The 26,574-nt window shown below is 68.0% G+C and carries 25 protein-coding genes; 5 read left to right on the top strand and 20 right to left on the bottom strand.

Going from position 1 to position 26,574, the window contains the following annotated elements; genetic code table 11:
- Positions 1-52 precede the first annotated feature (52 nt).
- The 3 genes from EV649_RS37350 to EV649_RS37340 all read right to left on the bottom strand — a co-directional run bounded on the left by EV649_RS37350 (position 53) and on the right by EV649_RS37340 (position 3,273).
- Positions 53-2,071, bottom strand: a complete 2,019-nt coding sequence (locus EV649_RS37350) for a GxGYxYP domain-containing protein (protein WP_130388429.1) — start codon at positions 2,069-2,071, stop codon at positions 53-55.
- 124 nt (positions 2,072-2,195) lie between these two features.
- Positions 2,196-2,723, bottom strand: coding sequence for a hypothetical protein (locus EV649_RS37345; protein WP_130388428.1), 528 nt, complete (start codon positions 2,721-2,723; stop codon positions 2,196-2,198).
- A gap of 28 nt (positions 2,724-2,751) precedes the next feature.
- The gene (locus EV649_RS37340) at positions 2,752-3,273 is read right to left on the bottom strand and encodes a DUF1990 domain-containing protein (protein WP_206751601.1); all 522 of its coding nucleotides are present in this window, start codon (positions 3,271-3,273) and stop codon (positions 2,752-2,754) included.
- A 58-nt stretch (positions 3,274-3,331) separates the two neighbouring features.
- Here EV649_RS37340 and EV649_RS37335 point away from each other — a divergent pair, with 58 nt between their 5' ends.
- Complete coding sequence (locus EV649_RS37335) at positions 3,332-4,042, top strand: class I SAM-dependent methyltransferase (protein ID WP_157996385.1); 711 nt, start codon at positions 3,332-3,334, stop codon at positions 4,040-4,042.
- Here the strand turns inward: EV649_RS37335 and EV649_RS37330 are convergent.
- The 8 genes from EV649_RS37330 to EV649_RS37295 all read right to left on the bottom strand — a co-directional run bounded on the left by EV649_RS37330 (position 4,026) and on the right by EV649_RS37295 (position 11,584).
- Positions 4,026-4,379, bottom strand: a complete 354-nt coding sequence (locus EV649_RS37330) for a GntR family transcriptional regulator (RefSeq protein WP_130388426.1) — start codon at positions 4,377-4,379, stop codon at positions 4,026-4,028. The genes EV649_RS37335 and EV649_RS37330 overlap by 17 nt on opposite strands.
- 12 nt (positions 4,380-4,391) lie before the next feature.
- Positions 4,392-4,817, bottom strand: coding sequence for a VOC family protein (locus EV649_RS37325; protein ID WP_130388425.1), 426 nt, complete (start codon positions 4,815-4,817; stop codon positions 4,392-4,394).
- Positions 4,818-4,849: 32 nt separating this feature from the next.
- Positions 4,850-5,275, bottom strand: a complete 426-nt coding sequence (locus EV649_RS37320) for an AraC family transcriptional regulator (RefSeq protein WP_130388424.1) — start codon at positions 5,273-5,275, stop codon at positions 4,850-4,852.
- A 150-nt stretch (positions 5,276-5,425) separates the two neighbouring features.
- Positions 5,426-6,373: a glycoside hydrolase family 19 protein gene (locus tag EV649_RS37315; protein ID WP_130388423.1), complete on the bottom strand. Its 948-nt coding sequence runs from the start codon at positions 6,371-6,373 to the stop codon at positions 5,426-5,428.
- Positions 6,374-6,489: 116 nt separating this feature from the next.
- Positions 6,490-7,758, bottom strand: a complete 1,269-nt coding sequence (locus tag EV649_RS37310; protein ID WP_241999157.1) for a crosslink repair DNA glycosylase YcaQ family protein — start codon at positions 7,756-7,758, stop codon at positions 6,490-6,492.
- Between the two features lie 36 nt (positions 7,759-7,794).
- Positions 7,795-9,570 (bottom strand): aspartate--tRNA ligase, encoded by a 1,776-nt coding sequence (gene aspS, locus EV649_RS37305; RefSeq protein WP_130388422.1) that lies wholly within the window; start codon positions 9,568-9,570, stop codon positions 7,795-7,797.
- Positions 9,567-10,898, bottom strand: coding sequence for a histidine--tRNA ligase (gene hisS, locus EV649_RS37300; RefSeq protein WP_130388421.1), 1,332 nt, complete (start codon positions 10,896-10,898; stop codon positions 9,567-9,569). Before hisS ends, aspS begins: the two co-directional genes overlap by 4 nt.
- The gene (locus tag EV649_RS37295) at positions 10,895-11,584 is read right to left on the bottom strand and encodes an MBL fold metallo-hydrolase (protein ID WP_130388420.1); all 690 of its coding nucleotides are present in this window, start codon (positions 11,582-11,584) and stop codon (positions 10,895-10,897) included. The genes hisS and EV649_RS37295 overlap by 4 nt, the downstream gene beginning before the upstream one ends.
- Positions 11,585-11,844: 260 nt before the next feature.
- Between EV649_RS37295 and EV649_RS37290 the strand changes: the two genes are divergently transcribed.
- Genes EV649_RS37290 through EV649_RS37280 form a run of 3 tightly spaced genes read left to right on the top strand, consistent with a single transcriptional unit; the run spans position 11,845 to position 14,884 of the window.
- A complete protein-coding gene (locus EV649_RS37290) occupies positions 11,845-13,071 on the top strand; it encodes a DUF349 domain-containing protein (RefSeq protein WP_130388419.1) in 1,227 nt (408 codons plus the stop codon).
- A 56-nt stretch (positions 13,072-13,127) separates the two neighbouring features.
- Entirely contained in the window at positions 13,128-13,991 is an 864-nt protein-coding gene (locus EV649_RS37285) for a hypothetical protein (protein ID WP_130388418.1), read from the top strand.
- A gap of 5 nt (positions 13,992-13,996) precedes the next feature.
- A complete protein-coding gene (locus tag EV649_RS37280) occupies positions 13,997-14,884 on the top strand; it encodes a GNAT family N-acetyltransferase (RefSeq protein WP_130388417.1) in 888 nt (295 codons plus the stop codon).
- 265 nt (positions 14,885-15,149) lie between these two features.
- On the opposite strand, the gene EV649_RS37275 is transcribed toward EV649_RS37280, so the two are convergent.
- On the bottom strand, positions 15,150-15,920 hold the full coding sequence (locus EV649_RS37275) for a hypothetical protein (RefSeq protein WP_130388416.1): 771 nt from the start codon (positions 15,918-15,920) through the stop codon (positions 15,150-15,152).
- A 1-nt stretch (position 15,921) separates the two neighbouring features.
- The gene (locus tag EV649_RS37270) at positions 15,922-16,509 is read right to left on the bottom strand and encodes a papain-like cysteine protease family protein (protein WP_130388415.1); all 588 of its coding nucleotides are present in this window, start codon (positions 16,507-16,509) and stop codon (positions 15,922-15,924) included.
- 178 nt (positions 16,510-16,687) lie between these two features.
- On the opposite strand from EV649_RS37270, the gene EV649_RS37265 reads away from it, so the two are divergent.
- Positions 16,688-17,590, top strand: coding sequence for a hypothetical protein (locus tag EV649_RS37265; RefSeq protein WP_130388414.1), 903 nt, complete (start codon positions 16,688-16,690; stop codon positions 17,588-17,590).
- A 172-nt stretch (positions 17,591-17,762) separates the two neighbouring features.
- On the opposite strand, the gene EV649_RS37260 is transcribed toward EV649_RS37265, so the two are convergent.
- The 7 genes from EV649_RS37260 to ruvB form a co-directional block, all read right to left on the bottom strand.
- A complete protein-coding gene (locus tag EV649_RS37260; protein WP_241999155.1) occupies positions 17,763-18,479 on the bottom strand; it encodes a hypothetical protein in 717 nt (238 codons plus the stop codon).
- Between the two features lie 235 nt (positions 18,480-18,714).
- Positions 18,715-20,904, bottom strand: a complete 2,190-nt coding sequence (locus EV649_RS37255) for a bifunctional (p)ppGpp synthetase/guanosine-3',5'-bis(diphosphate) 3'-pyrophosphohydrolase (RefSeq protein WP_198682927.1) — start codon at positions 20,902-20,904, stop codon at positions 18,715-18,717.
- Between the two features lie 317 nt (positions 20,905-21,221).
- Entirely contained in the window at positions 21,222-21,761 is a 540-nt protein-coding gene (locus tag EV649_RS37250) for an adenine phosphoribosyltransferase (RefSeq protein ID WP_130388412.1), read from the bottom strand.
- Positions 21,761-22,948, bottom strand: coding sequence for a protein translocase subunit SecF (gene secF, locus EV649_RS37245; protein ID WP_130388411.1), 1,188 nt, complete (start codon positions 22,946-22,948; stop codon positions 21,761-21,763). The genes EV649_RS37250 and secF overlap by 1 nt, the downstream gene beginning before the upstream one ends.
- Positions 22,948-24,699, bottom strand: a complete 1,752-nt coding sequence (gene secD / locus EV649_RS37240) for a protein translocase subunit SecD (protein ID WP_241999150.1) — start codon at positions 24,697-24,699, stop codon at positions 22,948-22,950. Before secD ends, secF begins: the two co-directional genes overlap by 1 nt.
- A gap of 86 nt (positions 24,700-24,785) precedes the next feature.
- The gene (gene yajC, locus EV649_RS37235) at positions 24,786-25,283 is read right to left on the bottom strand and encodes a preprotein translocase subunit YajC (protein ID WP_130388410.1); all 498 of its coding nucleotides are present in this window, start codon (positions 25,281-25,283) and stop codon (positions 24,786-24,788) included.
- A gap of 235 nt (positions 25,284-25,518) precedes the next feature.
- Positions 25,519-26,571 carry a Holliday junction branch migration DNA helicase RuvB gene (gene ruvB / locus EV649_RS37230; RefSeq protein WP_130388409.1) on the bottom strand — a complete coding sequence of 351 codons (1,053 nt, stop codon included), beginning with the start codon at positions 26,569-26,571 and terminating at the stop codon, positions 25,519-25,521.
- Between the last annotated feature and the right edge of the window lie 3 nt (positions 26,572-26,574).

Raw genomic sequence — 26,574 nt, 5'->3', positions numbered from 1 at the left:
CCCCCACAAAGCGGCCGCCCGTTCCCCGCGGGCGGCCGCGCCTTGTGTTTTGCTACAGCACTCTGTTGAGCAGGTCGTAGAAGCTGTTCGCCAGCACCACCTCGTACGGGTCGCCCAGCAGCGCTCCGAGTTCAGCCATGTCGGACGGCGCCCACGACCAGGCACCGATCCCACCGGAGATGAACAGCGGGCTCGCACCGTCCCAGTTGGCGATCCGCTGGTCGAGCGCGGCCTTGAACTCGGCGGCCTTACCGGGTGCGCCCCACTGGCCGGTGATCGGCAGACCACCTTGGCGGACGGTGAGCGGGTCGCCGTCCCAGGTCTGCATGATCCCCTTGACCGGCGTGTACTCGTTGTACCCGCTGGCGATCTCCTCCGACAGCAGGACCCACTTGTCGTCCTGACGGTTGCTGTAGGCGTACACCACGTCCAGCCCGGTACGGCTCATGAAGCCGCCGGTCATCTTCAGGTACTCCGTGAGCTCGGCAGGTACCCACGAGCCTGGGTACGTATAGCCGCCGCCGGACGGGCCGCAGACCAGGAGGTCGTTGGCGGTCGCGGTGCGCTGGAAGTAGCTGTAGAGGCCGGGGCCCGTCTCGGCGAGCAACGGGCTGATGGTCCAGTTGGTCGGCACCTGACCGCGTTTCGGGTCGTCCCAGATCTCACGCAACCGGCGCTGGCAGTACTGGATGTTGTCGCCTTCGCCGAAGGTCAGGGTCAGATAGACCTTGTTCTTCGGCTTGTCGATCCGGCGTATCGGCCGGGGCTTGTCGGAGATCGGCGCCGTGAAGCCGGCGTGCACGGTGCCGTTCATGTAGAAGTCGGCAGCGACCACGGGCGAACCGCCCTTGCTCGCGAGGTCGACGCCGTCCCATTCACCGGAGACGTCGTTCGCGAACCAGCCCATGTACGGCGCCAGCGTCGGGTACTTCGCGTAGTGCTCGATGAGCAGGTCGCCCGTCGCTCCACCCGGAGGTAGCCAGCTCACCAGGGCTTTGGTGGCCACCACGTAGTCGCGGAAGTACGCGAACGGTTCGATGCGGGTCGGCGACGTGTCGGTCGCGGAGACCAGGTACTGGTTCCACATCTCCACGGTCACGACGAGGGACGTCGTACCCGCTGGTGGTTCGAAGCGGTAGATCCAGTAGTTGCCGCCGTCGGCGAAGCGGTTGTTCTCGCCGCCGATCGAGGAGTGCGAGCCGTCGAACAGGTACGGCGCTTCCTCCGGGGTGTTGGGAAGGAAGTTGGCGATCTCGGTGCCGTTGGCCTTGACGGAGACCGACAGCACCGAGGCGCCCCAGCCGTCGTCGGTGAACGAGTCCGCGAACCGGACGTACACAGCCTCCTTGCCGAGCTTCGGCGACACGTCCAGGTTGTAGGTGCCGCGGTTCGACGAGTCGCGGATCTGCTGGGTCTCGCGGGCGATCTCCTGCCACTGGACGCCCTCGACGTCGACCACGCGGGTCGGCGGGAGGCCGGCGAGCAGCTTGTGGGTGACCTTGGGGAACAAGTTGTCCAGCTGCCAGCGGTACGTCTTGACGCGGTCGTCGTCGAACATCCCGCGCAGGTCCTTCACGATCTTGAGACCGTGCGCCTTGGCCTGATCCGCGTCGGCGACGACCGCGTTCTCGAGTCCGGCGAGCGTCGTCGCCACGTTCAGCGAGTCCGGTACGGCGGGGTCGTGCACGATCGCGCCGCGAATCCGGCTGCGGTACTTGGCGACCAGGTCCAGCGGGTTCTTGTACAGCTTGGTCGGCAGGTGCATGTCGGCCAGCCATTTGGCGTCCGGCACGCTCACCGTGCCGGTGTCGTAGAGGAAGTACAGCTCGGGCTCAGTACGGTTGACGATGCCTTGCAACGTTGTCAGCAGGGTCTGGTCTCCCCCGCTGAGCTTGCTCACATCGCCGTAATCCAGGTGTCTCGGGCGGTTGAACACCGGCAGCAGCCGAGCGGGGCTGCCGGACGTCGATGAAACCGCAGCCTGCGCTGTCGATGCGAAGCCCGGAACCATCCCGAGCCCACCCACCGTCACCGCACCGCTGCCCGCCAGGAACGCACGTCTCGAAACCATCGCGACCACTCCCTGAGGTTGACATCGATGTCAAATCAGCCCGGAATCTAGCAACGCCAAGAGAGCGTGTACATACCTCACTACAACGTTGACCCGACTTTCTTGGAATCGTTTCCGCGACGGGTCAGGGAGTGGGCGGCCTGGGGCGGCGGAATCGGGAGCGGAAGTTGCCGTCGTACTCGAGTTTTGTGTAGCCGGCGGAGTGGACGCCGACGGCGAAGAAGCCGACCAGGAGGAACGCGATGCCGGCGATCGTCGAGATGTGCCAGAACGCCGCGGTGAGGCCGACGAACGCGGACCCTTCCGCGACCGCCTTGGCGACGCTGACAAGGCGGGACCTGGACACCTGACGGCGGAACGCCTCTTGCCGGTTGAGCACCAGGAGCGCCGCCAGCAACGGGATCGAGACCGCGAACGCGATGACGCAGATCTTCGCCGTCAGGTCGAGCGGCGACGCAGTCAGGAACGGCTGCACCACCACCAGCCCGGCGGCGGCCAGTCCGCCGTAGATCAGGTTCGACTGCCGGATCCACTCCTCCTGCACCGCAGGATCGGCCTTCGCATCCTCCGCCTCCGCCTGAATCCGCTCGGCCTCCGCCTCGGCTACCTCGCGGGCCGCCTGCTCGATCCGGAGGTCCTCGTCCTCGTTCATGCGCACATCTTCCCGGAGCCGCGGGCCGTCAGGGCACCAAGGCCCTCTGATAGCGGCGGCGATACCAGCGTTGGGCAACCAGAACTGCCGGAAAGGCCAATCGCCACAAACCTCGGCCCGGCCGTGTCATGGACCGTATGGTCAGCCACACTGCCCCGTCGGGTGTGCGGTGCACGACGAACGCTTCCTCACCCGAAACGGGGTGGCCTTGGCGCGTGCCGTAAGCAAAGCCACGGCGGTCAGGACGAGCGACCACAGCGACAACCCGAACAGGCTCTCTCAGCGTGCACGGACCGAGCTCTGCGAGCAGCGTGTAGTCCTGTTCTTCCCGAACTGCGAGTTCGCCATCGGCAGCGGGCTGGACGGAGAATCCGCTCCGGGTCTTGATGGTCCACTGCCCGATGGCAGCCGTCGTGACGTCCCAGCATTCCAGCCCCTGCCCGATGCGGGTCGTCCGCTCGACGCATCGATACCCAGGCGGCACGACTGTCCAGACGGGGTCAGAAACGCACGTCGCCCCGACGGCCGAGTACGTCAGGCCTGTCGTCACACCCCCATTGTGTCCAAATTGCGTGGCTCGCCGCAGCACGGCGAGACATAGTAAGCGGGTGCGGTACTACTACGCCGAGCATCAGGCGGCCTACCAGCGGCTCGGGCACGAAGGTATGACGCAGTGGAACGACCTCTTCGGCGAGAGTTGGACGTTCGACGACTTCCCCAACCGGGTGTTCCTCGAGAGCGTTCTCGATCGGCTGCCTGCGTCGGGTGATGTGCTGGAGTACGGATGTGGCACCGGTCCGGCCGCGTGCTTCCTCGCCGCACGAGGGTTCCGCGTCGACGCGATCGACCTGATCCCGGAAGCGATCACCCTCGCCCGCCAATTCGCGCGACAGCGAGGTGTGACCGTCAACTTCAGCGTGCAGGACGTGTGCGCGATGCCGCCCGGGAGCAAGCAGTACGACGTGATTCTCGACAGCTACTGCCTCCAGTCGATCGTCACGGACCCCGACCGGGCCAGCGTCTTCACCGCCGTACGCGACCGCCTGAAACCCAACGGCCACTACATCCTCTCAACAGCCATGTACGACCCGGACCGCGTCTACGAAGGCGACTTCCGGTACGACGCCACCACCGGCATCTGCTACGAAAGATCCCCCGAACCAGCGGACGACGCCGTCCAACTCGACAACACCTGGTACCTCCCCCACCGCCGCCACCTGCGTCCGGACGCGCTCCGTGCCGAACTAGAGCGCGCCGGCCTCCACGTCATCGCACAGGACGGCGGCAACGTGATCTGCACACCTACCAAGCGTGGCTGAGGATCTGAGTTGCTTCGGCCAATGACAGACCGGCTTTGCGAGCCGCGCGGACCAAGGTGACAGCCGCGGCTCGGGTTGCTTCGTCGTCGATCTGGCTGCGGGAGGCCAGGACGAAGGTGCCGTTGCGGCCTCGGGTCTCGACCAGGTGGTCGGCTTCCAGTTCCTTGTAGGCGCGCGCGACGGTGTTCACGGCCAGCCCGAGGTCCAGCGACAGCTGCCGCACGGTCGGCAGCCTGGTGCCCCGCGCCAGCTCGCCCGCGCGGATCAACGCCTCAATCTGCGAGCGGACCTGCTCGTACGGCGGCGTCAGACCGACCGGATCGACTGTGATGTCCATCCGGTCAGCATCTCAGGTGAAGTCCTCCGCGGTGTACGGGCGCTGCTCTACCAGGACCAGCCAGTTGCCCGAGTTGTCACGCAGTACCGCTTCCACGCCGTACGGGCGGTCCGATGGTTCCTGGATGTACTCGACGCCCTTGGCGGTCAGTTCGGCGAAGGTCTTGCGGCAGTCGTCGGTGGCGATGCCGAAGCCGTGCATGGTGCCCTTCGCCATCATCCGCTTGATCGCCGTGGCGGCCTCCTCGTCCAGCGGCGGCCCTGGCAGCGCGAGCTGCAGCTCCAGCTCCGGGTGGTCGGCCTGGTACACAGTGCACCAGCGGAAGTCGGGCAGGCTCACGTCGTTCTTCAGCACGAAACCGAGCTTCTCGGTGTAGAAGGCCTTTGCTTCGTCGATGTCGTCGACAAAGACACTGAGCAGGCTGATGTTGGTGATCACGGCAGCTCCTCATCGTTGCGTTCGGTACGAACCTAGGCCCCGGACTCCCCCGCCGGCTTCTCCGGAATTGCTGAGTTCAGTCCGAGCATGAACACGAAACACCCCGGGATCCGCGCGCCGGCCTGCGTCCGCTGGCACTGCGTCGGCGTCATCCCCACCAGCTCGGTGAACCGCTGCGAGAACGACCCGAGGCTGCTGTACCCGACCATCGTGCAGACCTCGGTGACGGTCAGGTTCGTCGCCCGCAGCAGATCCGTCGCGCGCTCGATCCGCCGGCGCGTGACGTACTGCATCGGAGTCTCGCCGTACGCCGCCGCGAAACACCGCAGGAAGTGGTACTTCGACACACCCGCCGCGGCCGCCAGCGCGGCCAGGTCGAGCGGCTCGGCATAGTTGCGATCGGCAACGTCCCGCGCCCGCCGCAGATGCGGCAACAACTCCACCGGTACGACGCTCACCTCAACGAGCCTAGGGACTTTCGGCCGGTGCCGAAAGAGCGGCGGGCCGATCACGACCCGACGGAGGGTACGGCGTATGAGAGTCGGACAGGGTGGTACCGGGCCAGCACCGCGGCCGGACCCCCAGGGCGCTGGGTCCGGCCGCAGCGGTCAGCCGAGGCCGGAGCCCTGTTTGGCGAGGGTGGCGAACTGGGTGCGGGTCAGTTTGGTTGTGTCGGCGTTCAGGGCGGACGGGCGGGTGCAGATGACGCCGGACGGGACGGAGCCGGTCAGGTAGTTCAGTGCGCTCTTGAACGAGTCGCAGCGGCGCTGGTCCTCGGCGCCGGCCGGGTAGCCGATCGCGGCGTTGACGCGGCCCATGTCGAGGTTGTCGGCGTACGGATTGATGTCGCGGGCAACGGTCCAGTACCAGCGGGCGATCGGCGCGCTCCACTGCAGCGACAGCGCGAGGTCCGGGTTGCCGAGCAGGTCGATGCCGAAGTACTGGCCGGCCGGGCCGTAGTTGAAGTCACCGGTGAGCTGGATGTACCCGCGCCCGCCGTACGGCCGGGTGTCGCCGATCTCGCGGATGTTGTACTCCAGCCGCGACTCGTGCACCAGCGTCGCGAGGAACGCGGCCTTCCGGTACGGCGTGTTGATCTGAGCGTCCCGCATCGCCTGGTTCAGCGAGGGCAGACCGGTCTCGACGAGGGACGGGTTGGCGATCCGGCTGCCGAACATCGTCTGTACGTCGGCCAGCGTGATGTCCTCACCCGGCGGCTCCGGATCGCCGCCGCACTCGGGTACGCCAGGCAGCTTGTCCTCGGGAATCGCGACGTACACGACCGTCACGTAGCCGCCGAGCGCGGGCACGTGGGCCCACCACGAGCTCGTCCCGTCCGAGTTGCTGACCAGGTCGCCGCTCTTCTGGCAGTCCACGTCGATCGAGGTGGGACCGCTCAACGTGCCGACGACGGCGGAGGACAGATAGGCGTCGGCGCGGACGTTGACGCCGCTGCCGTACGTCTGGAAAACGGCCGCGTACGCCGGTGAGGCGGCGACCAATGCGCCCGCCGTGAGACCGAGGCAGGCGAGAACAGCTAGGAGAAAGCGACGCATTGAACAACTCCTGGGGCGGTAGGAGGGGGCGGTTGCTGTGAAAACCTAACCAAGCATCCTCACAACGCCGCCAGTTTCCTCCACAATCCGGGAGGGCTCAACCCTTTCGACCAGGGCTAGTGCTCTGACCGTCGGCCGGCGGTAACTGCCTTCGCCAGCTTCCCGGCGAGGTCGCCTTTCCTCGCCACCGAGACGTGTTCGAGCTCGAGCCATCCGGCGAGCAGCCGCAGCTCGTCCGCCAGTTCCAGAGCGACCGCGCGGGTATCAGCCCCCGGCTCGGCGAATGCGCCGAGCACCCGCAGGACACCCGCACCGCGGTCGCTCTTGACATCGATCCGCGCCACCAGGCTGTCGCCGAGGAGGAACGGAAGCACGTAGTAACCGTGCAGCCGCTGGGCCGCCGGCGTGTAGAGCTCGATCCGATGGCGGAAGCCGAAGACCCTCTCGGTGCGCGGCCGCGACCAGACCAGCGGATCGAAGGGCGACAGTAGGGCGCGCGCTTCGCGCGCGGCCTTTGGGAGCCGCCCCGCGGTGACGTAGGCGGGTGCGCTCCAGCCTTCGACTCGGGCCGGGGTGAGGGCGCCGGCCTCGACCAGCTCGGCCACGCGCGCCTTGGACTCCGCCCGTGGCAGGCGGAAGTAGTCACCGAGGTCGGGCTCGGCCGCGACGCCGAGGCTCGCCGACGCGATCATCAGCAGCTGACGCTGCGCCTCGTCCTCGGGCGGGGTCGGGGCGTCGAGGACGGCTGCGGGCAACACGCGCTCGGGAAGGTCATAACGGCGCTCGAAGCGGACGCGATGCGTGGCGCAGACGCGGCCGGCGAAGAAGAGGTAGTCGAGCGCGATCTTGCCCTCGCTCCAGTTGTACCAAGGGTTTCCGGGCTTGCGCACCGGCGTGGCGAGCTCGGCGGCACGGATCGGACCTCGCTCGCGCACCGTGCGCAGAACCGACTCGAGCAGCTCGGGCTTCTCCGCGGCCAGGAGGCGGGCAGGTCTCTCGGTGAGCTTCTCCGCTCGCGCCATCCGCCAGCGCAACAGCGGCTGCAGTTCGACCGGCAGTAGCGAGGCTTCGTGTCCCCAGTACTCGAACAGGCTGCGGTCGCGCCCGGCCCGCGTCGCGGATCCGGCGGCGCTGTCAGCATGCGACGCCAGTCGGTCGAGGATGCCCCGCGGGTAGGGGCCGAGCCGGGAGAAGAGCGGCAGGTAATGCGAGCGGCACAGGACGTTGACCGAGTCCAGCTGCAGCAGACCGACATCCTCGATCCCGCGCCGCAGGCGGCCGGCGGCGATCCGGCCGCCCGGCCGCCGTCGGCCCATGCCCTGCGCACCGAGTGCGACGCCCCGCGCCTCCGCCGCACTCAGCTCGATCTCGGCGTCGACGCCCACCCTCCTCGTTCTGGCGCTGACTTTTGATCGACCTTCCTAGTTGTCCTTGGGCTCCGGCTTCGCGTCGACGCCGGCTTCCTTGCGCTGCTCGGGGGTGATCGGCGCCGGCGCCGCGGTCAGCGGGTCGAAACCGCCGCCGGACTTCGGGAACGCGATCACGTCGCGGATCGACTCGGTGCCGGCCAGCAGCGCTGTGATCCGGTCCCAGCCGAACGCGATCCCGCCGTGCGGCGGCGCACCGAACTTGAACGCGTCGAGCAGGAACCCGAACTTCTCCGAGGCTTCCTCGTCGGTCAGGCCCATCACCTTGAAGACCCGCTTCTGCACGTCCTCGCGATGAATACGGATCGAGCCGCCGCCGATCTCGTTGCCGTTGCAGACGATGTCGTACGCGTACGCCAGCGCCGACCCCGGATCGGTGTCGAACGTCTCCAGCGAATCCGGCTTCGGCGACGTGAAGGCATGGTGTACGGCGGTCCACGCGCCGGAACCGACCGCGACATCGCCCGCGGCGGTCGCGTCGTCGGCCGGCTCGAACAGCGGCGCGTCCACGACCCACACGAACGACCACGCCGACTCGTCGATCAGACCGCCGCGACGGCCGATCTCCAGCCGGGCCGCACCGAGCAGCGCCCGCGACGTCTTCACCGGACCCGCAGCGAAGAAGATGCAGTCACCCGGCTTCGCGCCGACGTGGTCGGCGATGCCCGCGCGCTCCTCCTCGGACAGGTTCTTCGCGACCGGCCCGGCGAGCTCGCCGTCCTGACCGACCAGCACGTAGGCCAATCCGCGAGCGCCTCGCTGCTTGGCCCACTCCTGCCACGCGTCCAGCTGCTTGCGCGGCTGGTCAGCGCCACCCGGCATCACAACAGCACCGACGTACGGCGCCTGGAACACGCGGAACGGCGTGTCCTTGAAGTACTCCGTGCACTCGACGAGCTCGAGGCCCATCCGCAGATCCGGCTTGTCGGAGCCGAACCGCGCCATTGCCTCGCCGTACGTCATCCGCGGGATCGGCGTCTGCACGTCGTACCCGACGAGCTTCCAGAGCGCGGTGAGGATCTCCTCGGACAGCGCGATGATGTCGTCCTGGTCGACGAAGCTCATCTCGATGTCCAGCTGGGTGAACTCGGGCTGCCGGTCGGCGCGGAAGTCCTCGTCGCGGTAGCAGCGGGCGATCTGGTAGTACCGCTCCATACCGGCCACCATCAGCAGCTGCTTGAACAGCTGCGGCGACTGCGGCAGCGCGTACCAGCTGCCCGGCTGCAGGCGGGCCGGGACCAGGAAGTCGCGGGCGCCCTCCGGCGTCGACTTGGTCAGCGTCGGCGTCTCGAGCTCGACGAAGTCGTGCTTCGACAGCACCTCACGGGCGGCCTTGTTCACCTCGCTGCGCAGACGCAGCGCCGAGCCCGGGCCCTGGCGGCGCAGGTCGAGGTACCGGTACTTGAGCCGGATCTCCTCGTTCACCGGCGTCGCGTGGTGCTCCTCGACCGGGAACGGCAGCGGCGCGGCCTCGTTCAGCACCTCGACCTCTTGCGCGATGACCTCGATCTCGCCCGTCGGCAGGTTCGGGTTCGCGTTGCCCTCCGGGCGCGGCGAGACCTCGCCGACGATCTTCAGGCAGTACTCCGAACGCAGGCCGTGCGCGGCGTCCTCGTCGCGGATCACGACCTGGACGGTGCCGGTCGAGTCGCGCAGGTCGATGAACGCCACGCCGCCGTGATCGCGTCGCCGCGCCACCCAGCCCGCCAGAATCACCGTCTGCCCGGCGTGCTCGGCACGCAACGAGCCTGCGGAATGGGTACGGATCACGAGTTCTCCTCTTGCGTGTTGATGCTTGGACGTAGATCTTGGGCCGGCGGGGTCCAGTTGGCCGCATCCGCGGGCACCTGCTCACCGCTGCGGATGTCCTTCACCTCGGGCCCGTTCTCGGTGCTGAACCAGACGAACGGAATCCCGCGGCGATCGGCGAACTTGATCTGCTTCCCGAACTTGGCCGCGGCCGGCGCCACCTCCACCGCAATCCCGCGGGACCGCAGCTGAATCGCCGTCCGCATCGCCTCGGCCCGATCGTCCTCCGAGTTCAGCGCGATCAACACAGCCGTTGGCGTACGCCGGGACGCGGTGAGCAGACCCTGGCTCACCAGCCGGTGCACGAGGCGGGACACACCGACCGAGATCCCGACACCTGGGTACGTCGTCTTGCCGTCGGAGGCGAGCGCGTCGTACCGACCACCGCCACCGACCGAACCGAACGACTCCTGGCCCACCAGGTAGATCTCGTAGACGGCGCCCGTGTAGTAATCGAGCCCACGCGCGATCCGCAGGTCGGCCATCAGCAGTCCCGGAGCGTGCTCGGCCGCCGCGGCCATCACCTGGCTGAGCTGCTCCAGCCCTTCCTCCAGCGTCGGGTGCTCGACACCCAACGCGCGCACCTGGTCCGCGAACGACGTGTCCGTGCTCGAGATGTCGGCGAGCTGCACCGCGAGCCGGGCCTGCTTGTCGGTCGCACCCGCCTCGATCAGCCGCTCGACGACCTTCTCCGGGCCGATCTTGTCGATCTTGTCGACGATCCGCAGCACCGTGGTCACGTCGTCCAGGCCGAGACCGCGGTAGAAACCCTCGGGGATCTTGCGGTTGTTGACCTTGATGACGAATTCCGGCACCGGCAGCTTGCGCAGCGCGTCCGCGATCACCAGCGGCAGCTCGACCTCGTAGTGGAACGGCAGTTCGCCACTGTCGATGATGTCGATGTCCGCCTGGGTGAACTCGCGGTACCGGCCCTCCTGCGGCCGCTCACCGCGCCACACCTTCTGGATCTGGTAGCGCCGGAACGGGAACACCAGCTTGCCGCTGTGCTCCAGCACGTAGCGGGCGAACGGCACGGTCAGGTCGAAGTGCAGGCCGAGGGCCGCGTCCTCGTCGGCGCCGGCCGCGAGCCGCCGTACGCCGTAGATCTCCTTGTCGGCGTCCTCGCCCTGGTTGGACAGCCGCTCGACCGGCTCGACCGCACGGGTCTCGATCGACGCGAAACCGTGCAGCTCGAACGTCTCCCGGATCACGTCGAGGAACTGCAGCTCGACGATCCGGTCACTGGGCAAGAACTCCGGGAACCCGCTGAGCGGGGTCACCTTACTCATTTCGGTTGAATCTCCAGGTCCTGCAAGTAGGGGTTGGTCGCCTTCTCCCGGCCGATCGTGGTCTGGCCACCATGACCCGGCAGGACGACGATCTCGTCGCGCATCGGCAGGATCTTGGTGGCCAACGTATGCAGCATCGCCGGATGGTCGCCGCCAGGCAGATCCGTCCGGCCGATCGACCCGGCGAACAACACGTCACCGGAGAACAGCACCGCCGGCACTTCTTCCGGCCCGTCGTACGGCGTGGTGAAGGTGACCGACCCGCGGGTGTGACCCGGGGTGTGGTCGACCGTGAACTGGAGCCCCGCTAACTCGAGCGCCTGTCCGTCCTTCAGTTCGGCGACCTCGTCGGGCTCGGCAAAGCTGTGATTGCCGCCGAGCAGCATCCGCGCCGTCTCCGGGCTGATCCCGGCCATCGGGTCGGCGAGCAGGTGCCGGTCGTCCGGGTGGATCCAGGCGGTCGCGTCGTACGTCCCGCAGACCGGGAGCACCGAGAACATGTGGTCGATGTGACCGTGCGTGAGCAGCACCGCGACGGGTTTCAGCCTGTTCTCCCGGACCACCTGCTCGACGCCGTCGGTCGCGTCCTGACCAGGGTCGATGACGATGCATTCCGCGCCCTGGCCGGTGGCGACGACGTAGCAGTTCGTACCCCACGACCCCGCGGGGAACCCGGCGATGAGCACGGCAGACCTTCCTGGAACGGGGTTCGGGACCCACCAAGGTTACCCGGGTCGTTCGCCGTACTTCGAACCGGATTGTGATGCAACCCCGTTGCGCCTGAGCTGGGAGTTTGTGATTGTTCAGGGATAGGCCTTCGCACGCCGGAGGCTTGAGCGTCGAGAAGGTAGCTCGACGCGCCCAGGCGGGCCCTGTTCGCGCGGTTGGACCGGGGACTGACCAGAATGGGCACGAGCGCAGTGCATACCGCCGGAAGGGGCGAGTTGTGGCCGGAGAGAACTGGGGCCGGGTAGCCGAGGACGGAACGGTCTTCGTACGGACGAAGGACGGTGAACGGGCGGTCGGCCAGTGGCCGGACGCGAACCCGCAGGAGGCGCTCGCCTTCTACACCCGCCGGTACGACGCGCTGGCCTTCGAGGTGGAGCTGCTGGAACAGCGGGTCCAGGCCGGCACGGTGTCCCCGGACGACGCCCGCGCCGCGGTCAAGAAAGTCACCGGCTCGATCGAGGACGCCCAGGCCGTCGGCGACCTGGACGGCCTGCTGACCCGCCTCGAGGCTCTCACCCCCCTGGTCGCGCAGCAGCGTGAACGCCGGAAGGCCGAGCGGGCCGCCAAGGTTGAGGAGGCGCGCTCCTCCAAGACCAAGATCGCCACCGAGGCCGAGACCATCGCGGCCGGCACCGACTGGCGGCACGGCGTGACCCGGCTGCGCGAACTGCTCGACGAGTGGAAGGCACTCCCCCGGCTCGACAAGTCCAGCGACGACGAGCTCTGGCACCGGTTCTCCTCCGCGCGTACGACGTACACGCGGCATCGCAAGCAGCACTTCGCCGAGCTGTCCTCCAAGCGTGAAGAGGCCGCCCTGGTGAAGGAGCGGCTCGCCGCCGAGGCAGAGACGCTCGCGTCGTCGAACGAATGGGGCCCGACCTCCGGGCGCTTCCGGGACCTGATGCGGCAGTGGAAGGCCGCCGGGCCGGCACCGCGCGAGGTGGACGACAAGCTGTGGGCCCGCTTCCGGGCCGCGCAGGACCTGTTCTTCGGTGCGCGGGACGCCGTACAGGCAGAGGAGAACGCCGAGCAGGTTCAGAACCTGCAGGCCAAGGAAGCGCTGCTGGCCGAGATCGAGACCATCCTGCCGGTCGAGGACGCGCGCACCGCCCGCGAGCAGCTCCGGGAATACCTGGACCGCTGGGACCAGATCGGCAAGGTCCCGCGGGACTCGATGCGCGCGATCGACGGTCGGCTGCGCGCCGTCGAGCAGGCCGTGAAGGCAGCCGAGGACGAGGTCTGGAACCGCAGCAACCCCGAGGCCCGAGCCCGCGCCGAGGCCACGGTCAAGCAGCTCCAGTCCCTGATCTCGGACCTGGAGAAGCAGGCCAGCAAGTTCGAGGCCCAGGGCAACACCCGCAAGGCCACCGAAGCCCGCGAAGCCATCGCCGCCCGCCGCGAATGGCTAACCCAAGCCCAAAACGCCCTCACCGACTTCAGCTGACCGAACCCTGTGGACAACTTCCGGCACCGGAACGACGAATCAGTCATCCTGCTGGGATGTTCGAGTACGACCAGCCGTTCTATTTCGCCGGCCTCCCCTTCACCGCCCGCCAGGTGCCCCGCAAACTCGCCTGGCTACTGGCCCGCGGCGAGATCCGCCAGTTCCTGAAAGGCGTGTACGTCGACGTCCGGGTACCCGACTCCCCCACCCTCCGCGCCGACGCCCTGCGACTCGTAGTCCCGTCCGACGCGATCATCTGCGGCCGGGCCGCAGCCTGGCTCCACGGCATCGAAACCACGGCCCTCGGACCAGAGCCAATGGTCAGCCCACACTGGACCTTCGTCGAGCAACCCTTCGTCGAGACGCAGGGTCTGAACGTGATCCCTCCGGCCGCGACGGCCATCGAGCTCGCCAGGAACCTCAGGCTCCCGTTCGCGCTCTCAGCCGTCGATGCACTGCTCCATGCGAAGGTGGTCAGCTTCCACGACCTCAGAACAGCCGCCGCGGCGTACTTCGCCGAAGACGACAACTCTCTGGCCGCCCGCGTCATCCGCTACGCCGACCATCGCGCTGCCTCGCCGGCGGAGTCCTGGCTGCGGTTGCGGCTACTGGATGCCGGTTTCGGGCAGCCGGATCTACAGGTACGCGTGGATGGGCCCGACCGTATGTATCGGCTTGACGTCGGGTATCCGGATCGGCCCGTCGACGGGCGGCGGCTCGGCCTCGAGTACGACAGCGACGAGTGGCACTCGAGTACGAAGCAACAGCTCCGCGACGAGACCCGCCGTACAGAACTGGACGCCTTGGGCTGGCACATCATCTCAGTACGCCGAACAGACCTGTGGGGCTCCTATCCGGCGCTGGAGCTGGCAGTAGGCGGCTTCCTATCCCAGGAACCGCGCTTGCCGCGGCGGTGGTGACCGGCATGGACTGGCGCCGGGCGACTGCCGACGACGCTGTGCTGGTGGCCGAGCTGGCGAGCCGGACGTCTGACACCGAACTCAGCGCGGAGCAGGCGTTGGCCTTCCTCAACTCCTGGTACGTCGAGATCGCTGACCAAGGTCTCGCCACCGAAGCCGCAGTGGCTGTTCTTCCGCCTGCGAAGGGCCGGAGCAGAGGGTACGGCGCCTGGTGGACCCGCCACGACTCGGACTCCGACCGGTTCGGCACGATCGGCGGTCGTCTCGTGCAACTGGCGGAATCGACGCCCGGCCTGAGCGTCCTGCAGATCTCCGTGCCTGCCGAGCGCCCGATTGATGCAGATCAGCTCCGCGATCTCCGGTTCGAGCGCGCGTACCCGCTGTGGACCATGGTCCACGACAACGCGACCTGGCCGAACCGGCAGCTGGACTTACCGCCACCCCTGCGCTTCGGCCGTTGGGTGGACGTCGCGTCAGACGAGTTTCAGGCTGCCTATGAACACGCGTACCGCGATCAGCGCCTCGTTGAACCACAGACGCCCGAAACCTGGGATCTCCTGGTCGGCAGCGACAGTTTCGCGACGGATCTCGCCACCATGGCAATAGCCCCTGACGGCCAAGTCGCAGGATTCGTTCTCGGCTTCCACCACAGCGGCGGCGGAATCGAACTAGGGCCGATCGGCACCCTCCCGTCGTGGCGTGGGCGCGGCGTGTGCTCTGCGCTGCTGGCAACGGTCTTGATGCGCTGTCGAGACTCCCGATCACACCCGATAGGCCTCACAGTCGACGGCGAGAGTCCCACACGGGCCCAGCAGCTCTATCTACGACACGGTTTCCAGGTAACCCGACGCCTCGTCGCGTACCAAGTCCAGCCGTCCGCACGGATCACTTGACCATCCAGCCCGTTTGGGTTGCCCACCGTTCGGCGGCGGTCATGAGGAGGTTGGTGGCGGGCGGCTACCCGGATCTGCGCGTCGATGCAGTTCTTCGGCAAGACCGGGCATGCTGCCAACCACCCGGTTCGCCGCACCAATGGATTTGTGCGGCGAACCGGGTGGGGCGGACCCCGCGCGCCCCGGCGGGGACATGGTGCCCGGGTGGCGACCAGTCCGGTACGGCGGGATCATCTCCGGTGCCGACGACCGACAACCGGAGGGGTCAGTCGTTGTAGCGGGCCTTTAGGGAGTAGCGGCGGGCGAGCACTAGGAGTGCGAGCACGAGCACGCCGCCGGAAGCGGTGATCAGCAGGATGTGGGTGTTGGCAGGCGCGACCTCAGCGACGGCGGTAGCCGTGGGGTCGTAGCCGCCCGCCATGCCGACGTCGTTGTAGTGGGTGCCGGGGAGTTTGTCGGAGTAGCGGTCGGAGACGAGTTCTTGGTAGGCGGTGACGGTGATCGGTCGGGCGCCGATCGACTTGATAGCCGACTGGTTCAGCGGCCGGACCTGAGTGCCGGAGAGTGCGTACCAAGCGCCGACCTGGGGCTCGGTGAACACAAGCGAACCCGCAGCAGCCGACACCATCCGCGCCTCGGTGTTGCCGGAGGCCACGTTGACCGCATGCCAAGCGCCCTTCGCGTCCGGTGTGGTGAAGACGGTCAACGTCCGGCCGCCTTGCGCTGCAGTGGTTGCGGCGTACCAGAAGGTCGCGACCGGCGCCGACGCGTCACGCACGAAACCTGGGTTGAGCGCGTAGATCGGCTGCGTGTCCCGCGCGACACTAGCCGCAGCCGCCTTCGCCGTACCTCCGGCCTTGTCCAGCAGGCTCAGCGCCTCGGACGAACGCGCGGCATTAGTTGCCTTGGACAACTCCGTCGGCGCGACCGGCTGCGGACCCGCCGCACCGGCCAGACCGGCGGCAGCGAAGGTGAAACCGAGACCAGCAGCGAGTACGGCGGCGCAGCGGAGCAGGACGTTCTTCGGGCGGCGCATGTCAGGCTCCGATCCGGTACAGGGAATGCGTCCAGGTGAACTGCGAGTTGGACCGGTACCAGTTGTAGGACGAGTAGTTGTAGCGCGGGTCGTCCGGCCACGGGTTGTAGTACTCGATGGTCGAGTCGGAGGCGTCGTACCCGATGATGTCCATCATGTGACCGCCGCCCGAGGTCCAGCCGATCCGCGTCATCACCGGGCGGCCGGCGGCGATCTCGGTGACGAGCGTGCTGAAGGTGAGCGTGGACGAGACGTAGCTGCCGGCGCTGATACCGATCGCCCGGAAGGCCTTCTGGTCGTTGCCGAGGGTGGCCTGGTTGTTCGGGCAGGTGCCGTTCATCGAGTAGCCGAAGGCAAGGTTGCAGAACTGGTTCTGCGAGTACGAGCGGCCGTAGAACGCGGCGATGCTGTTGCCGCTCGCGGCCCAGCACCAGTTCGACTTCTGCTGGGCCTGGCCGGTGACGTTCAGGTAGTAGCTGCTGGGTGCGGCCGAGGCCGGCGGGGCGAGCGGCGCCAGTGTCACCAGACCGAGGATCGTGGCCAGGAGCAACGACCAGCTGCGACGAGGCCGAAGGCGGAGCCTGCGCATGAGTTCTCCTTCGAGAGGTACTGCGGGTGGGCGGAGTCCATCGTCGGGACGGGACCACCGCGCGGCAAGAACTCGGATCCGGGGTGTGAACGGCAACGGCGCGTGAACGATGCGTGACGAGGCAGTGTCAGCGGATGCTGTGAATGTTTACACTGCTGCCCTGAAGGAGCGTGGGCCCATGATCAAGCCGGTCGAAGTCCCTGTGGTGACTCCGGAAGCGTCGTTCGCGGAGGCGCTGCGGCAGGCGATCGCCCGCCGCGGGCTGGCCCTCAACCGGATCCGGACCCATCTCGCCGACCGCGGGCTGCACGTCGGGGTCGCGACGCTCAGCACCTGGCAGAGCGGCCGCCGGGTCCCCTGCGAGGATTCGCTGGCGATCGTGACAGCGCTCGAAGAACTCTTGCAGGTGCCGCCCGGCTGGCTGACCGGACGGATCCCTCCGGCGCGGACCGGGCCGGAGACGGCGCCGCAGCCGTACGCCGTTGTCGACTACGCCGAGGCGCTCACCCGGCTGCTCGACCGGCTCCGCCGCGACGCCCACGGCCGGCTGCGCAACGTGACCGTTCTCGAAGAGGTCCGGCTGGGCGCGGATCGGAGCGCGCACTGCCGACGGGTGATCCAGAGCGTGGTCGCCGTACAGCCGGTGGATCGGCTGATCATCGCGCACCAGGGCGAGCCGGGCTGCGACGCCGAGCAACTCGCCTTGCGGGCGTTGAGCGGTTGCCGGACCGGCCGGATCGCCCGCTCCCCCGAAGCCGGTGCGATGCTCGGGGAACTGCTGCTCGACCGAGTCCTCGCCGTCGGCGAGACAGCCGTCGTGCGCTACGAGATCGAGGACCGCACCGGGCTGCCGGCGACGGAGTACCAGCGGTTCAGCGAGTGGGGCGGGATGCACTACGTGCTGGAGGTGCAGTTCGACCGAGCCGCGCTGCCGGTCCGCGTCCACGAGATCCGCCGCCGCCACACCTCCGGCCCGAACCTCCTCCATCGCGACCTGATGCTCACCCCCGACGGCCGCGTCCACGTCATCGAAGCCTCCGCAGACCCCGGCACAGTAGGAATCACCTGGGAATGGGACTAACCCGCTCCCCACTCCCGGCCGTCCGCAATTTCGTGGGCTGACCCACCAATTTGGTGGGTAGACCCATGCCCTGCTGGGTTCTGGACCGTGGTCCAGGGTGCAGAACCCCCGACCTGATGGGTCTACCCACCAAATTCACAGTCAGCGGCGGGTGCGGGCGAGTGCGGTGGGACTAGGTGCGGAAGCCGGCGTGGATGTGGTCGTGGTGGGTTTGGTCGGAGAAGTACGCCGTACCGGAGAGTTGGTAGGGGCCGCCTACGTTGTAGGAGCCCAGGGACTCGGTGGCGCGCATGTACGACGTGATGAGCGCGCGGGACGTTGACGGCGACACGACGGGGTGGCCGTCGATCTGCCAGGTGTCGAATGCGCGTCCGCGGGGGTGATCGCTCGGGCGGTCGGTGCCGAACACGTTGGCCGGGTGGCCGGAGCGGATCACGCTGACGCCGATTCGATAGGTCTTCGCGAGCTCGAGCATCGTGGTGAGCACGCTGTCGTGCACCTGTCCCGAGCGGATGTCTGCAGCGGATGCCGGCGGCAACAGGATCTGCTCGTTGGCCAGCACCTGCCGCGCGGCAGCCGACAGGCTCGCAACCGGCGCTCCGGGTTGAGCCGGGTGCGTCGCGGTCACCCGCCACGTCCCCTGCGACGACTTGCTCAGCCGTACGTCGACCGTCGTACCACCGCTGATCAAACGGTTCTGTCTGATCGAGTACACGCGGCACGGCACCAGAACGCTTGCCGAGTCGCTCAAAATGCCGCCGTACTGCGCGTCGATCACCTCGATCACAGCCGGCGTTTCGGTCGGCTGCAACAGCTTCACCACCGCCGCCACCGCGAGCCGCTTCACCTCCGGCTGAATCTCCCCCGGCCCCACCACCCAACTCCGCACGGAGGGCAGGGCAACAGTCGGCGTCGGCGTCGGAGACGTCGGCGGCGGACTAGGTGTCAACGAAGGAGCCGAAGAAGGAGTAGATGGGGGCGGAGAGGGGGTCGCACTCGGCTGGTTCTGAGCCGAGGAATCACTGCACCCGACCAGCAATCCCGCACCCGCAACCAAGAACGCACGCCGTCCAACACGACTCATACACGCAGTGTCCCCCGGCCGCACAAACGGCCAGGAGGACCTACTGCGTGACGCGGTAGACGTCGAAGACGCCCTCGACCGAGCGAACTGCCTTCAGTACGTGCCCAAGGTGTGTCGGATCGCCCATTTCGAAGGTGAAGCGGGACTTCGCGATGCGGTCGCGGGTTGTGGTGAGGGCCGCGGACAGGATGTTCACGTGGTAGTCGGACAGCACCCGGGTGATGTCCGACAGCAGGCGAGCACGGTCCAGCGCCTCGACCTGGATCGCGACCAGGAAGACGGACTGCGCGGTCGGCGCCCACTCGACCTCGACGATGCGCTCGGGCTGGGTCTTCAGATTCTCCACATTCGCGCAGTCGGCCCGGTGCACCGAGACGCCCGCGCCGCGGGTGATCCAGCCGATGATCTCGTCACCCGGCACCGGCGTGCAGCACCTGGCGAGCTTCGACAGCACGTCGGTCGCGCCCTTGACGATGACACCGGCGTCGCCGCGCGCGGTGCGCTTCCGCCGCTCCTTGGTGGCCGGCAGCCGCATGCCCTCGGCGAGGTCCTCGGCCGCACCCTCCTCGCCACCGTACGTCTCGATGAGTCGCCGTACGACGGCCTGCGCGCTCACGTGCTGCTCGCCGACGGCGGCGTACAGACCGGTGACATCCGGGTACCGCAGGGAGTTCGCGACCGCGGTCAGGGTCTCGTGCGACAGCAGGCGCTGCAGCGGCAGGCCCTCCTTGCGGAGCTGCTTCGCGATCGCGTCCTTGCCGTGCTCGATCGCCTCGTCGCGGCGCTCCTTGGAGAACCAGTGCTTGATCTTGTTGCGCGCACGCGGGCTCTTGACGAACGTGAGCCAGTCCCGCGACGGACCCGCGCCCTGCGCCTTCGAGGTGAAGACCTCGACGACGTCACCGTTCTCGAGCGTGCTCTCCAGCGGCACCAGGCGCCCGTTGACGCGGGCACCGATACAGCGGTGACCGACCTCGGTGTGCACGGCGTACGCGAAGTCGACCGGCGACGACCCGGTCGGCAGCGACATCACGTCGCCACGCGGGGTGAAGACGTAGACCTCGGCGTTGTTGATCTCGAACCGCAGCGAGTCGAGGAACTCCGACGGGTCGGAGGTCTCCCGCTGCCAGTCGACGAGCTGCCGCACCCAGGGCATGTCGTTCGGCCCGCCGATTTCGGTGCTCGGCGTGGCCGGCGCGACCGACGACGGGTCCTCCTTGTACTTCCAGTGCGCGGCAATGCCGTACTCCGCGCGGCGGTGCATGGAGAACGACCGGATCTGCAGCTCCACCGGCTTGCCCTGCGGCCCGATCACCGTCGTGTGCAGCGACTGGTACATGTTGAACTTCGGCATCGCGATGTAGTCCTTGAACCGGCCGGGGACCGGGTTCCACCGCGCGTGCATGATGCCCAGGGCCGCGTAGCAGTCGCGGACCGACTCGACCAGGACCCGGATGCCGACCAGGTCGTAGATGTCGCCGAACTCGCGGCCGCGGACGATCATCTTCTGGTAGATCGAGTAGTAGTGCTTCGGACGGCCGGTGACCGTCGCCTTCACCTTGGCGAGGCGCAGATCCTCGTGCACCTGGTCGATCACGGTCGCCAGGTACTCGTCGCGGGACGGCGCACGCTCGGCGACCAGGCGGACGATCTCGTCGTACACCTTCGGGTGCAGGGTCGAGAACGCCAGGTCCTCGAGCTCCCACTTGATCGTGTTCATACCGAGCCGGTGCGCCAGCGGGGCGTAGATCTCCAGCGTCTCGCGGGCGATCCGCTCCTGCTTCTCCTGGCGCAACGAGCCGAGCGTGCGCATGTTGTGCAGCCGGTCGGACAGCTTGATGACCAGCACCCGGATGTCCTTGGACATCGCGACGACCATCTTGCGGATCGTCTCGGCCTGCGCGGACTCGCCGTACCGCACCTTGTCGAGCTTGGTGACGCCGTCGACCAGCATGGCGATCTCTTCGCCGAAGTCGCGGGTCAGATCCTCCACCGTGTACGGCGTGTCCTCGACGGTGTCGTGGAGCAGCGCGGCGCAGAGCGTGGTCGCGGTCATACCGAGCTCGGCGAGGATGGTGGCGACGGCGAGCGGGTGCGTGATGTACGCGTCGCCGCTCTTGCGCATCTGGCCGGTGTGGTACTTCTCCGCGGTCCGGTAGGCGCGCTCGATCATGCCGAGATCGGCCTTCGGGTGGGTCGCACGGACCACCCGGAACAGCGGCTCGAGCATCGGCGCCCGGTTCGGGTGCCGAGTGCCGCCGAGGCGGGCGAGCCGGGCGCGGACCCGGGCCGGCGCGATCCGCGGCGGTTGGGACGCAGGGGGCGGCGACACGGGAGCCGGGCGCACCGGCGACGGCGCGCGCGGCGGCTCCTGCGGTACGGCATCCGGCACCGCAGATGTCATCGCCGGGTCTTCGCCCACGTTGTGTCCCTCCGCCGACAGGGCACCAGTCTAGAGGCCAGCGTCCAACGAGGCAGAACCGCCTGTGGACAACACGCCGGGTAAGCCGGCGACGACGGAGAGTTTGCCCGAATTCAGACGCGATTTCAGACTGTGACGAGGGCGGTGACGGCTTCGCTCTCGAGGCGCTTGCGGCCCGGGAGGAAGGACAGCTCCAGCAACACCGCCGTACCGAGGACCTCGGCGCCGCAGCGGCGGATCAGCCGCAGACAGGCCTCGACCGTGCCGCCGGTGGCCAGGACGTCGTCGATGACAAGGACGCGGTCACCGGGAGTGAACGCGTCCTGGTGCACCTCGATCGTCGCCTCGCCGTACTCCAGCGCGTACGACTCCTCGTACGTCGCCGCCGGCAGCTTCCCCTTCTTCCGCACCGGCACGAACCCGGCGCCGAGTGCGAGCGCGACCGGGGCCGCCAGGATGAACCCGCGCGCCTCGATCCCGACCACCTTGTCGACGACCGGCCTGCCGTCGTCGTCCTTCCCGGCTGCCGCCAGCGCCTCCACGACCTGGCCGAAGCCGGTGTGGTCGGCCAGCAGCGGGGTGATGTCCTTGAACACCACACCCGCCTGCGGGTAGTCCGGAATGTCGCGGATACCGTCCGCGAGCACCTGCTCGAGCGACCGCATCACTTACCGCGCTTCGACCGCGGCTTGCGCGTCGGCTGCGGACGCCCTGCGGCCGCCGCCTTCATCGGCCGCGACGACGGCGTCGGAGCCGACCCGGTCGCCCGGTCCGCCTTCCGAGGCGTGTCCTGTACGTCGGAACGCGCCGCAGCACCCGCCGGCGCGCCGGCCGTCGCCACGCTCACCGGAGCGGCCGCAGCGGCAGCGAGCTGCGCCTTCTTCGCGCTCACCCGCTTGTTCAGCGCCTGCATGCCCGGCTCGCGCTCCTTGAAGACCGCGAGCAGCGACGGCGCGATGAAGATCGACGAGTACGCACCGACGGCGATACCGACGAACAGCGCCAGCGAGAGGTCCTTGAGCGGGCCGGTGCCGAGAACCGCCGTACCGACGACCAGGATCGCGCCCACCGGCAGCAGCGCGGTGACCGTGGTGTTGATCGACCGGACCACGGTCTGATTGACGGCGAGGTTGGTCGCGTCCGAGTAGGTGTAGCGGTTCGACCCGGTGATACCGCGGGTGTTCTCGCGGACCTTGTCGAACACCACGACGGTGTCGTACAGCGAGTAACCGAGGATCGTCAGTACGCCGATCACCGTCGCCGGCGTGACGTCGAAGCCGATCAGGGCGTACAGACCGACCGTGATCGTGACGTCGTGGATCAGCGCGATGATCGCGGCCATCGACGCCTTGGATTCTCGGAAGTACAGCCAGATCACCGCGAACACCGCGACCAGGAACACGACCAGCGCCAAGATCGCCTTGTCGGCGATCTGCTTGCCCCAGGACGCGCCGATCTGCTGCGAGGTGACCTGCTCGGCCGGGATGCCGGCCTCCTTGGCGATCGCCGCGCGCACCGTGCCGATGTCGTTCTGGGCCAGCGGCTTGGTCTGGACCCGGACCTTCTCGTTGTTGATCGTGGTGACGACCGGGTCGCCGAGGTCCTTGGCGTTGGTCGCCTTCACGGCGTCGCCGAAGTCCTGAACGGTGTTGTCGGTGACCTTGACCTTGGCCTCGTACTCGACGCCGCCCTTGAACTCGATACCGAGCGCCAGGCCGCGGACGAACAGGCCCGCCAGCGAGATGATGACCAGGACCGCCGAGAGGCTGAACCAGAACTTGCGGTGGCCGATGAAGTCGTAGGAGACGTCACCGCGGTGCAGCTTGGCACCGATCTGTCCGAGCCTCGACATCAGACCTCCCCTCCGACCGGCTTGCGCGTGGACGGCGTCTTCCGCGGCCGGACCGACGGTTTCGTCTGTCCGGGCAGTCGTTCGACGCCCAGATGCTCCGGATCCAGTCCGGACAGCTTGTGCCCGTGGCCGAAGAAGTCGGTCCGGGCCAGCAGCGTGACCACCGGCTTGGTGAACAGGAACACCACGACCAGGTCGATCAGCGTGGTCAGGCCGAGCGTGAACGCGAAGCCGCGGACGCTGCCGATCGCCAGCACGTACAGCACCAGCGCGGCGAGCAGCGAGATCGAGTCGGCGGCGATGATCGTGTGCTTGGCGCGGGCCCAGCCGGTCTCCACCGACGAGCGCAGGCTGCGGCCCTCACGGACCTCGTCCCGCAGTCGTTCGAAGTAGATGATGAACGAGTCCGCGGTGATACCGACGGCCACGATCAGACCGGCGATACCGGCCAGCGTCAGCGTGAACCCGATCGCCTTGCCCAGCAGGATCACCAGCGCTCCGGTGAGTACGCCGGCGGCCGCGAGCGAGAGCACCACGACGAGGCCGAGACCGCGGTAGTACAGGAAGCAGAACACGACCACCAGCGCCAGACCGGCGAGACCGGCCCAGATACCGGCGGAGAGCTGATCGCCACCGAGCTGCGGCGACACTGTCTCGACCGAGGAGATGTCGAACTTGATCGGCAGCGCGCCGTACTTCAGCACGTTCGCCAGGTCGCGGGCCTCGGCCTCCGTGAAGGTACCGGTGATCTGCGCCTGGCCGCCCGGGATCGGGCTGTCCACGCTCGGCGTCGAGATGGTCTCGCCGTCGAGCACGATCGCGAACAGGTTCTGGCCCTGGCCGCGCTTCGAGATGGCCGTGGTGGCCTTGAGGAACTTGTCGCCGCCCTCACCGGTGAACTTCAGGTTCACCTGCCACTGCAGGCCGTTCTGCGGGATGCCGGCGGAGGCGTCCGACAGGTCGGTGCCGTTCAGGATCGCCGGGCCGAGCAGGTACTTGTAGGTGCCTTGGCGGTCGCAGGAGAAGATCGCCGTGTTCGGGTTGTCGAGCTGCTTGTCACCGCACTTGTACGCCGCGAACGCCGCCTGCGTGGCCGCGTCCGGTGTGTAGTTCAGCGGGTCGCCCCCGGTGGCCGGCGTCGACGGCGTCGCGGACGGCGTGGCACTCGGCTTCGCGGTCGGCGTCGTACTGGCCTTCGGGGTCGGCGTCGGCGTCGCCCCACCCAGCGCGCTGCTCCAGGCGCGGCCCTTCGGCGTGGTGCTGGGGGTGCTGCTCGGCTTGACCGTGGCGCTCGGCTTCGGCGTCGTACTGGGCTTCGGCGTGGTGCCCGGCTTCGGCGTCGTCGACGGCGTCGGAGTGGGCTGCGGCGCGGCGGCGTCGGAACCGTACACGACCCGGAAGTAGAGCAGTGCGGTCTGACCGACCTGCGACACCAGGGATTCCTTCGTGGCGCCCGGAACGGCCACGTTGATGTGGTTCGCGCCGGAGGTGGTGATGTCGGACTCGGCGACACCCGCCCCGTTGACCCGCTGGCCGATGATGTTCTTGGCCTCGTTCAGCTGGTCGGCGGTGACCTTGCCGGTGCCGTCGAACGTGCTGGCAGTCAGCGTGATGGTCGTGCCGCCCCGCAGGTCCAGCCCGAGCTTGGGCTTCCAGGTCTTGGTGAGCGCCATGATCCCGAACAGCAGAACCACGACCACCAGCAAGCCGATCAGGCTCCGCCCGGGGCGGGATGTCGAACTCGTTGCCACGTCAGTTTCAACCTTTGTACTTCTGGGCGCGCCGCACCGTCAGGTGGACGCCGAACGCCGCGCCGCAGGCCGTTGGGACGGAAAAATCAGTTCTCGGTGTGCGTCGGCGGCAGCTTCGGCGTGTCCTGGACCTTGCCGTCGGCCTTGTCACCGGCCTTACCCGCATCCGGTACGTCGACCTTCGCCGCGTCGCGGTCAGCCGCTTCGTCGGCGTCGGCGTCGGCGGTCTCGGCGGTCTCATCGGCGGCAGTGGCCTCGGTGGAGGTCTCGGCCTCATCGGCGGAGGTGTCCTCTTCCGGGATCACCCGGCCGACGGCGGCCTTGACGACCTGGACCAGTACGCCCTCGGAGATCTCCAGCGTCACGTACTCGTCGTCGGTCTCCTCGACGATGCCGACCAGGCCACTGGTGGTGATCACCTTGGTGCCGGGCGTCAGCGAGGCAACGGTCTGTGCCTGCCGCTCGCGCTGCTTACGCTGGGAGCGGCTCATGAACCAGATCATTCCGACGATCAGGATCAGCGGCAGCAGCAGCGTGATGCCGCCACCCCCGGAGGAGGCCATCGGTACGGCGAGGAGTTGCATCGGGTCTCAGAATCCTTCGTCGGGTCGGTTGGATGGCTACGCTACGCATTTGCGCAGGTCGCGGCGGAAGACCTGGAGGTCAGGCCACCGGGGAGTCTAACGCCGGGCGTCAATAACTACCGCATGACGCCGGGTCACGTTTGCGTTACTCACTACTGGTCGCTACGCAGTGTCTACGTTCCGGCACCGGCGGAGGTTCCCCGCGGTCGTCGTGTTCAGTTGAGGTTGAACTCCTTCAGTCCTCATCGGAGTCGAAGAGCGTATCCGCGAACGTCGCGCCCTTCGGGACCTTGAGCCCGATGTGCCGCCAGGCCGCGGGCGTGGCGACACGACCACGCGGCGTACGGGCCAGGTAGCCCGACCGGACCAGGAACGGTTCGGCCACTTCCTCCACAGTCTCACGTTCCTCGCCGACCGCAACCGCCAACGTGGAAAGACCGACCGGCCCACCCCCGAATCGGCGGCACAGCGCGTCCAGAACCGACCGGTCCAGCCGGTCGAGGCCCATCTTGTCCACCTCGTACAGGTCCAGGGCGGCTTTCGACAGCGCGAGCGTGATGATGCCGTCCGCGCGCACCTCGGCGAAGTCGCGGACCCGGCGCAGCAGCCGGTTCGCGATCCGCGGCGTACCGCGGGAACGGGACGCGATCTCGGTGGCGGCCTCCGGCGTGATGTCGACCTCGAGCAGCGCGGCCGACCGGTTCACGATCTTCTCGAGCTCGGCGGATTCGTAGAACTCCAGATGACCGGTGAACCCGAACCGGTCGCGCAGCGGCCCCGGCAGCAGACCGGCCCGCGTGGTCGCGCCGACCAGGGTGAACGGCGGAATCTCGAGCGGGATCGCCGTCGCGCCCGGTCCCTTGCCGACGATCACGTCGACCCGGAAGTCCTCCATCGCCATGTAGAGCAGCTCTTCCGCGGGCCGCGACATCCGGTGGATCTCGTCCAGGAACAGGACTTCGCCCTCACTCAGGCCTGACAGGATCGCGGCCAGATCGCCGGCGTGCTGGATCGCTGGACCGCTGGTCACCCGCAACGGAGCGGCCATCTCGCTGGCGATGATCATCGCCAGCGTGGTCTTGCCGAGCCCGGGCGGGCCGGACAGCAGCACGTGGTCCGGCGTGCGGTTGCGGCCACGAGCCGCGTGCAGCACCAGTTCGAGCTGCTCGCTGACCCGGCGCTGACCGCCGAACTCGGCCAGTGTGCGCGGCCGCAGCGCGGACTCGATCTTGCGTTCCTCGAGGTCCGCCGCGTCGGCGGAGACCAATGGACGAACGTTGTCTTCCATCGC

Source organism: Kribbella sp. VKM Ac-2569 (genome assembly GCF_004216905.1).
GTDB lineage: Bacteria > Actinomycetota > Actinomycetes > Propionibacteriales > Kribbellaceae > Kribbella.
Note: the sequence above shows the minus strand (reverse complement) of the source record. Positions and strands in the feature narration are given on the sequence as shown.

Bases quoted from the DNA above. Each gene is read 5' to 3' on its own strand.
- EV649_RS37270 (WP_130388415.1), bottom strand. From the start codon at position 16,509: ATGCGCAGGCTCCGCCTTCGGCCTCGTCGCAGCTGGTCGTTGCTCCTG.
- EV649_RS37265 (WP_130388414.1), top strand. From the start codon at position 16,688: ATGATCAAGCCGGTCGAAGTCCCTGTGGTGACTCCGGAAGCGTCGTTC.
- ruvB (WP_130388409.1), bottom strand. From the start codon at position 26,571: ATGGAAGACAACGTTCGTCCATTGGTCTCCGCCGACGCGGCGGACCTC.
- EV649_RS37280 (WP_130388417.1), top strand. From the start codon at position 13,997: ATGGACTGGCGCCGGGCGACTGCCGACGACGCTGTGCTGGTGGCCGAG.
- EV649_RS37330 (WP_130388426.1), bottom strand. From the start codon at position 4,379: ATGGACATCACAGTCGATCCGGTCGGTCTGACGCCGCCGTACGAGCAG.
- EV649_RS37255 (WP_198682927.1), bottom strand. From the start codon at position 20,904: ATGCTCGAGCCGCTGTTCCGGGTGGTCCGTGCGACCCACCCGAAGGCC.
- EV649_RS37345 (WP_130388428.1), bottom strand. From the start codon at position 2,723: ATGAACGAGGACGAGGACCTCCGGATCGAGCAGGCGGCCCGCGAGGTA.
- hisS (WP_130388421.1), bottom strand. From the start codon at position 10,898: ATGAGTAAGGTGACCCCGCTCAGCGGGTTCCCGGAGTTCTTGCCCAGT.
- EV649_RS37315 (WP_130388423.1), bottom strand. From the start codon at position 6,373: ATGCGTCGCTTTCTCCTAGCTGTTCTCGCCTGCCTCGGTCTCACGGCG.
- secF (WP_130388411.1), bottom strand. From the start codon at position 22,948: ATGTCGAGGCTCGGACAGATCGGTGCCAAGCTGCACCGCGGTGACGTC.
- EV649_RS37350 (WP_130388429.1), bottom strand. From the start codon at position 2,071: ATGGTTTCGAGACGTGCGTTCCTGGCGGGCAGCGGTGCGGTGACGGTG.
- EV649_RS37285 (WP_130388418.1), top strand. From the start codon at position 13,128: ATGTTCGAGTACGACCAGCCGTTCTATTTCGCCGGCCTCCCCTTCACC.
- EV649_RS37250 (WP_130388412.1), bottom strand. From the start codon at position 21,761: ATGCGGTCGCTCGAGCAGGTGCTCGCGGACGGTATCCGCGACATTCCG.
- EV649_RS37275 (WP_130388416.1), bottom strand. From the start codon at position 15,920: ATGCGCCGCCCGAAGAACGTCCTGCTCCGCTGCGCCGCCGTACTCGCT.
- yajC (WP_130388410.1), bottom strand. From the start codon at position 25,283: ATGCAACTCCTCGCCGTACCGATGGCCTCCTCCGGGGGTGGCGGCATC.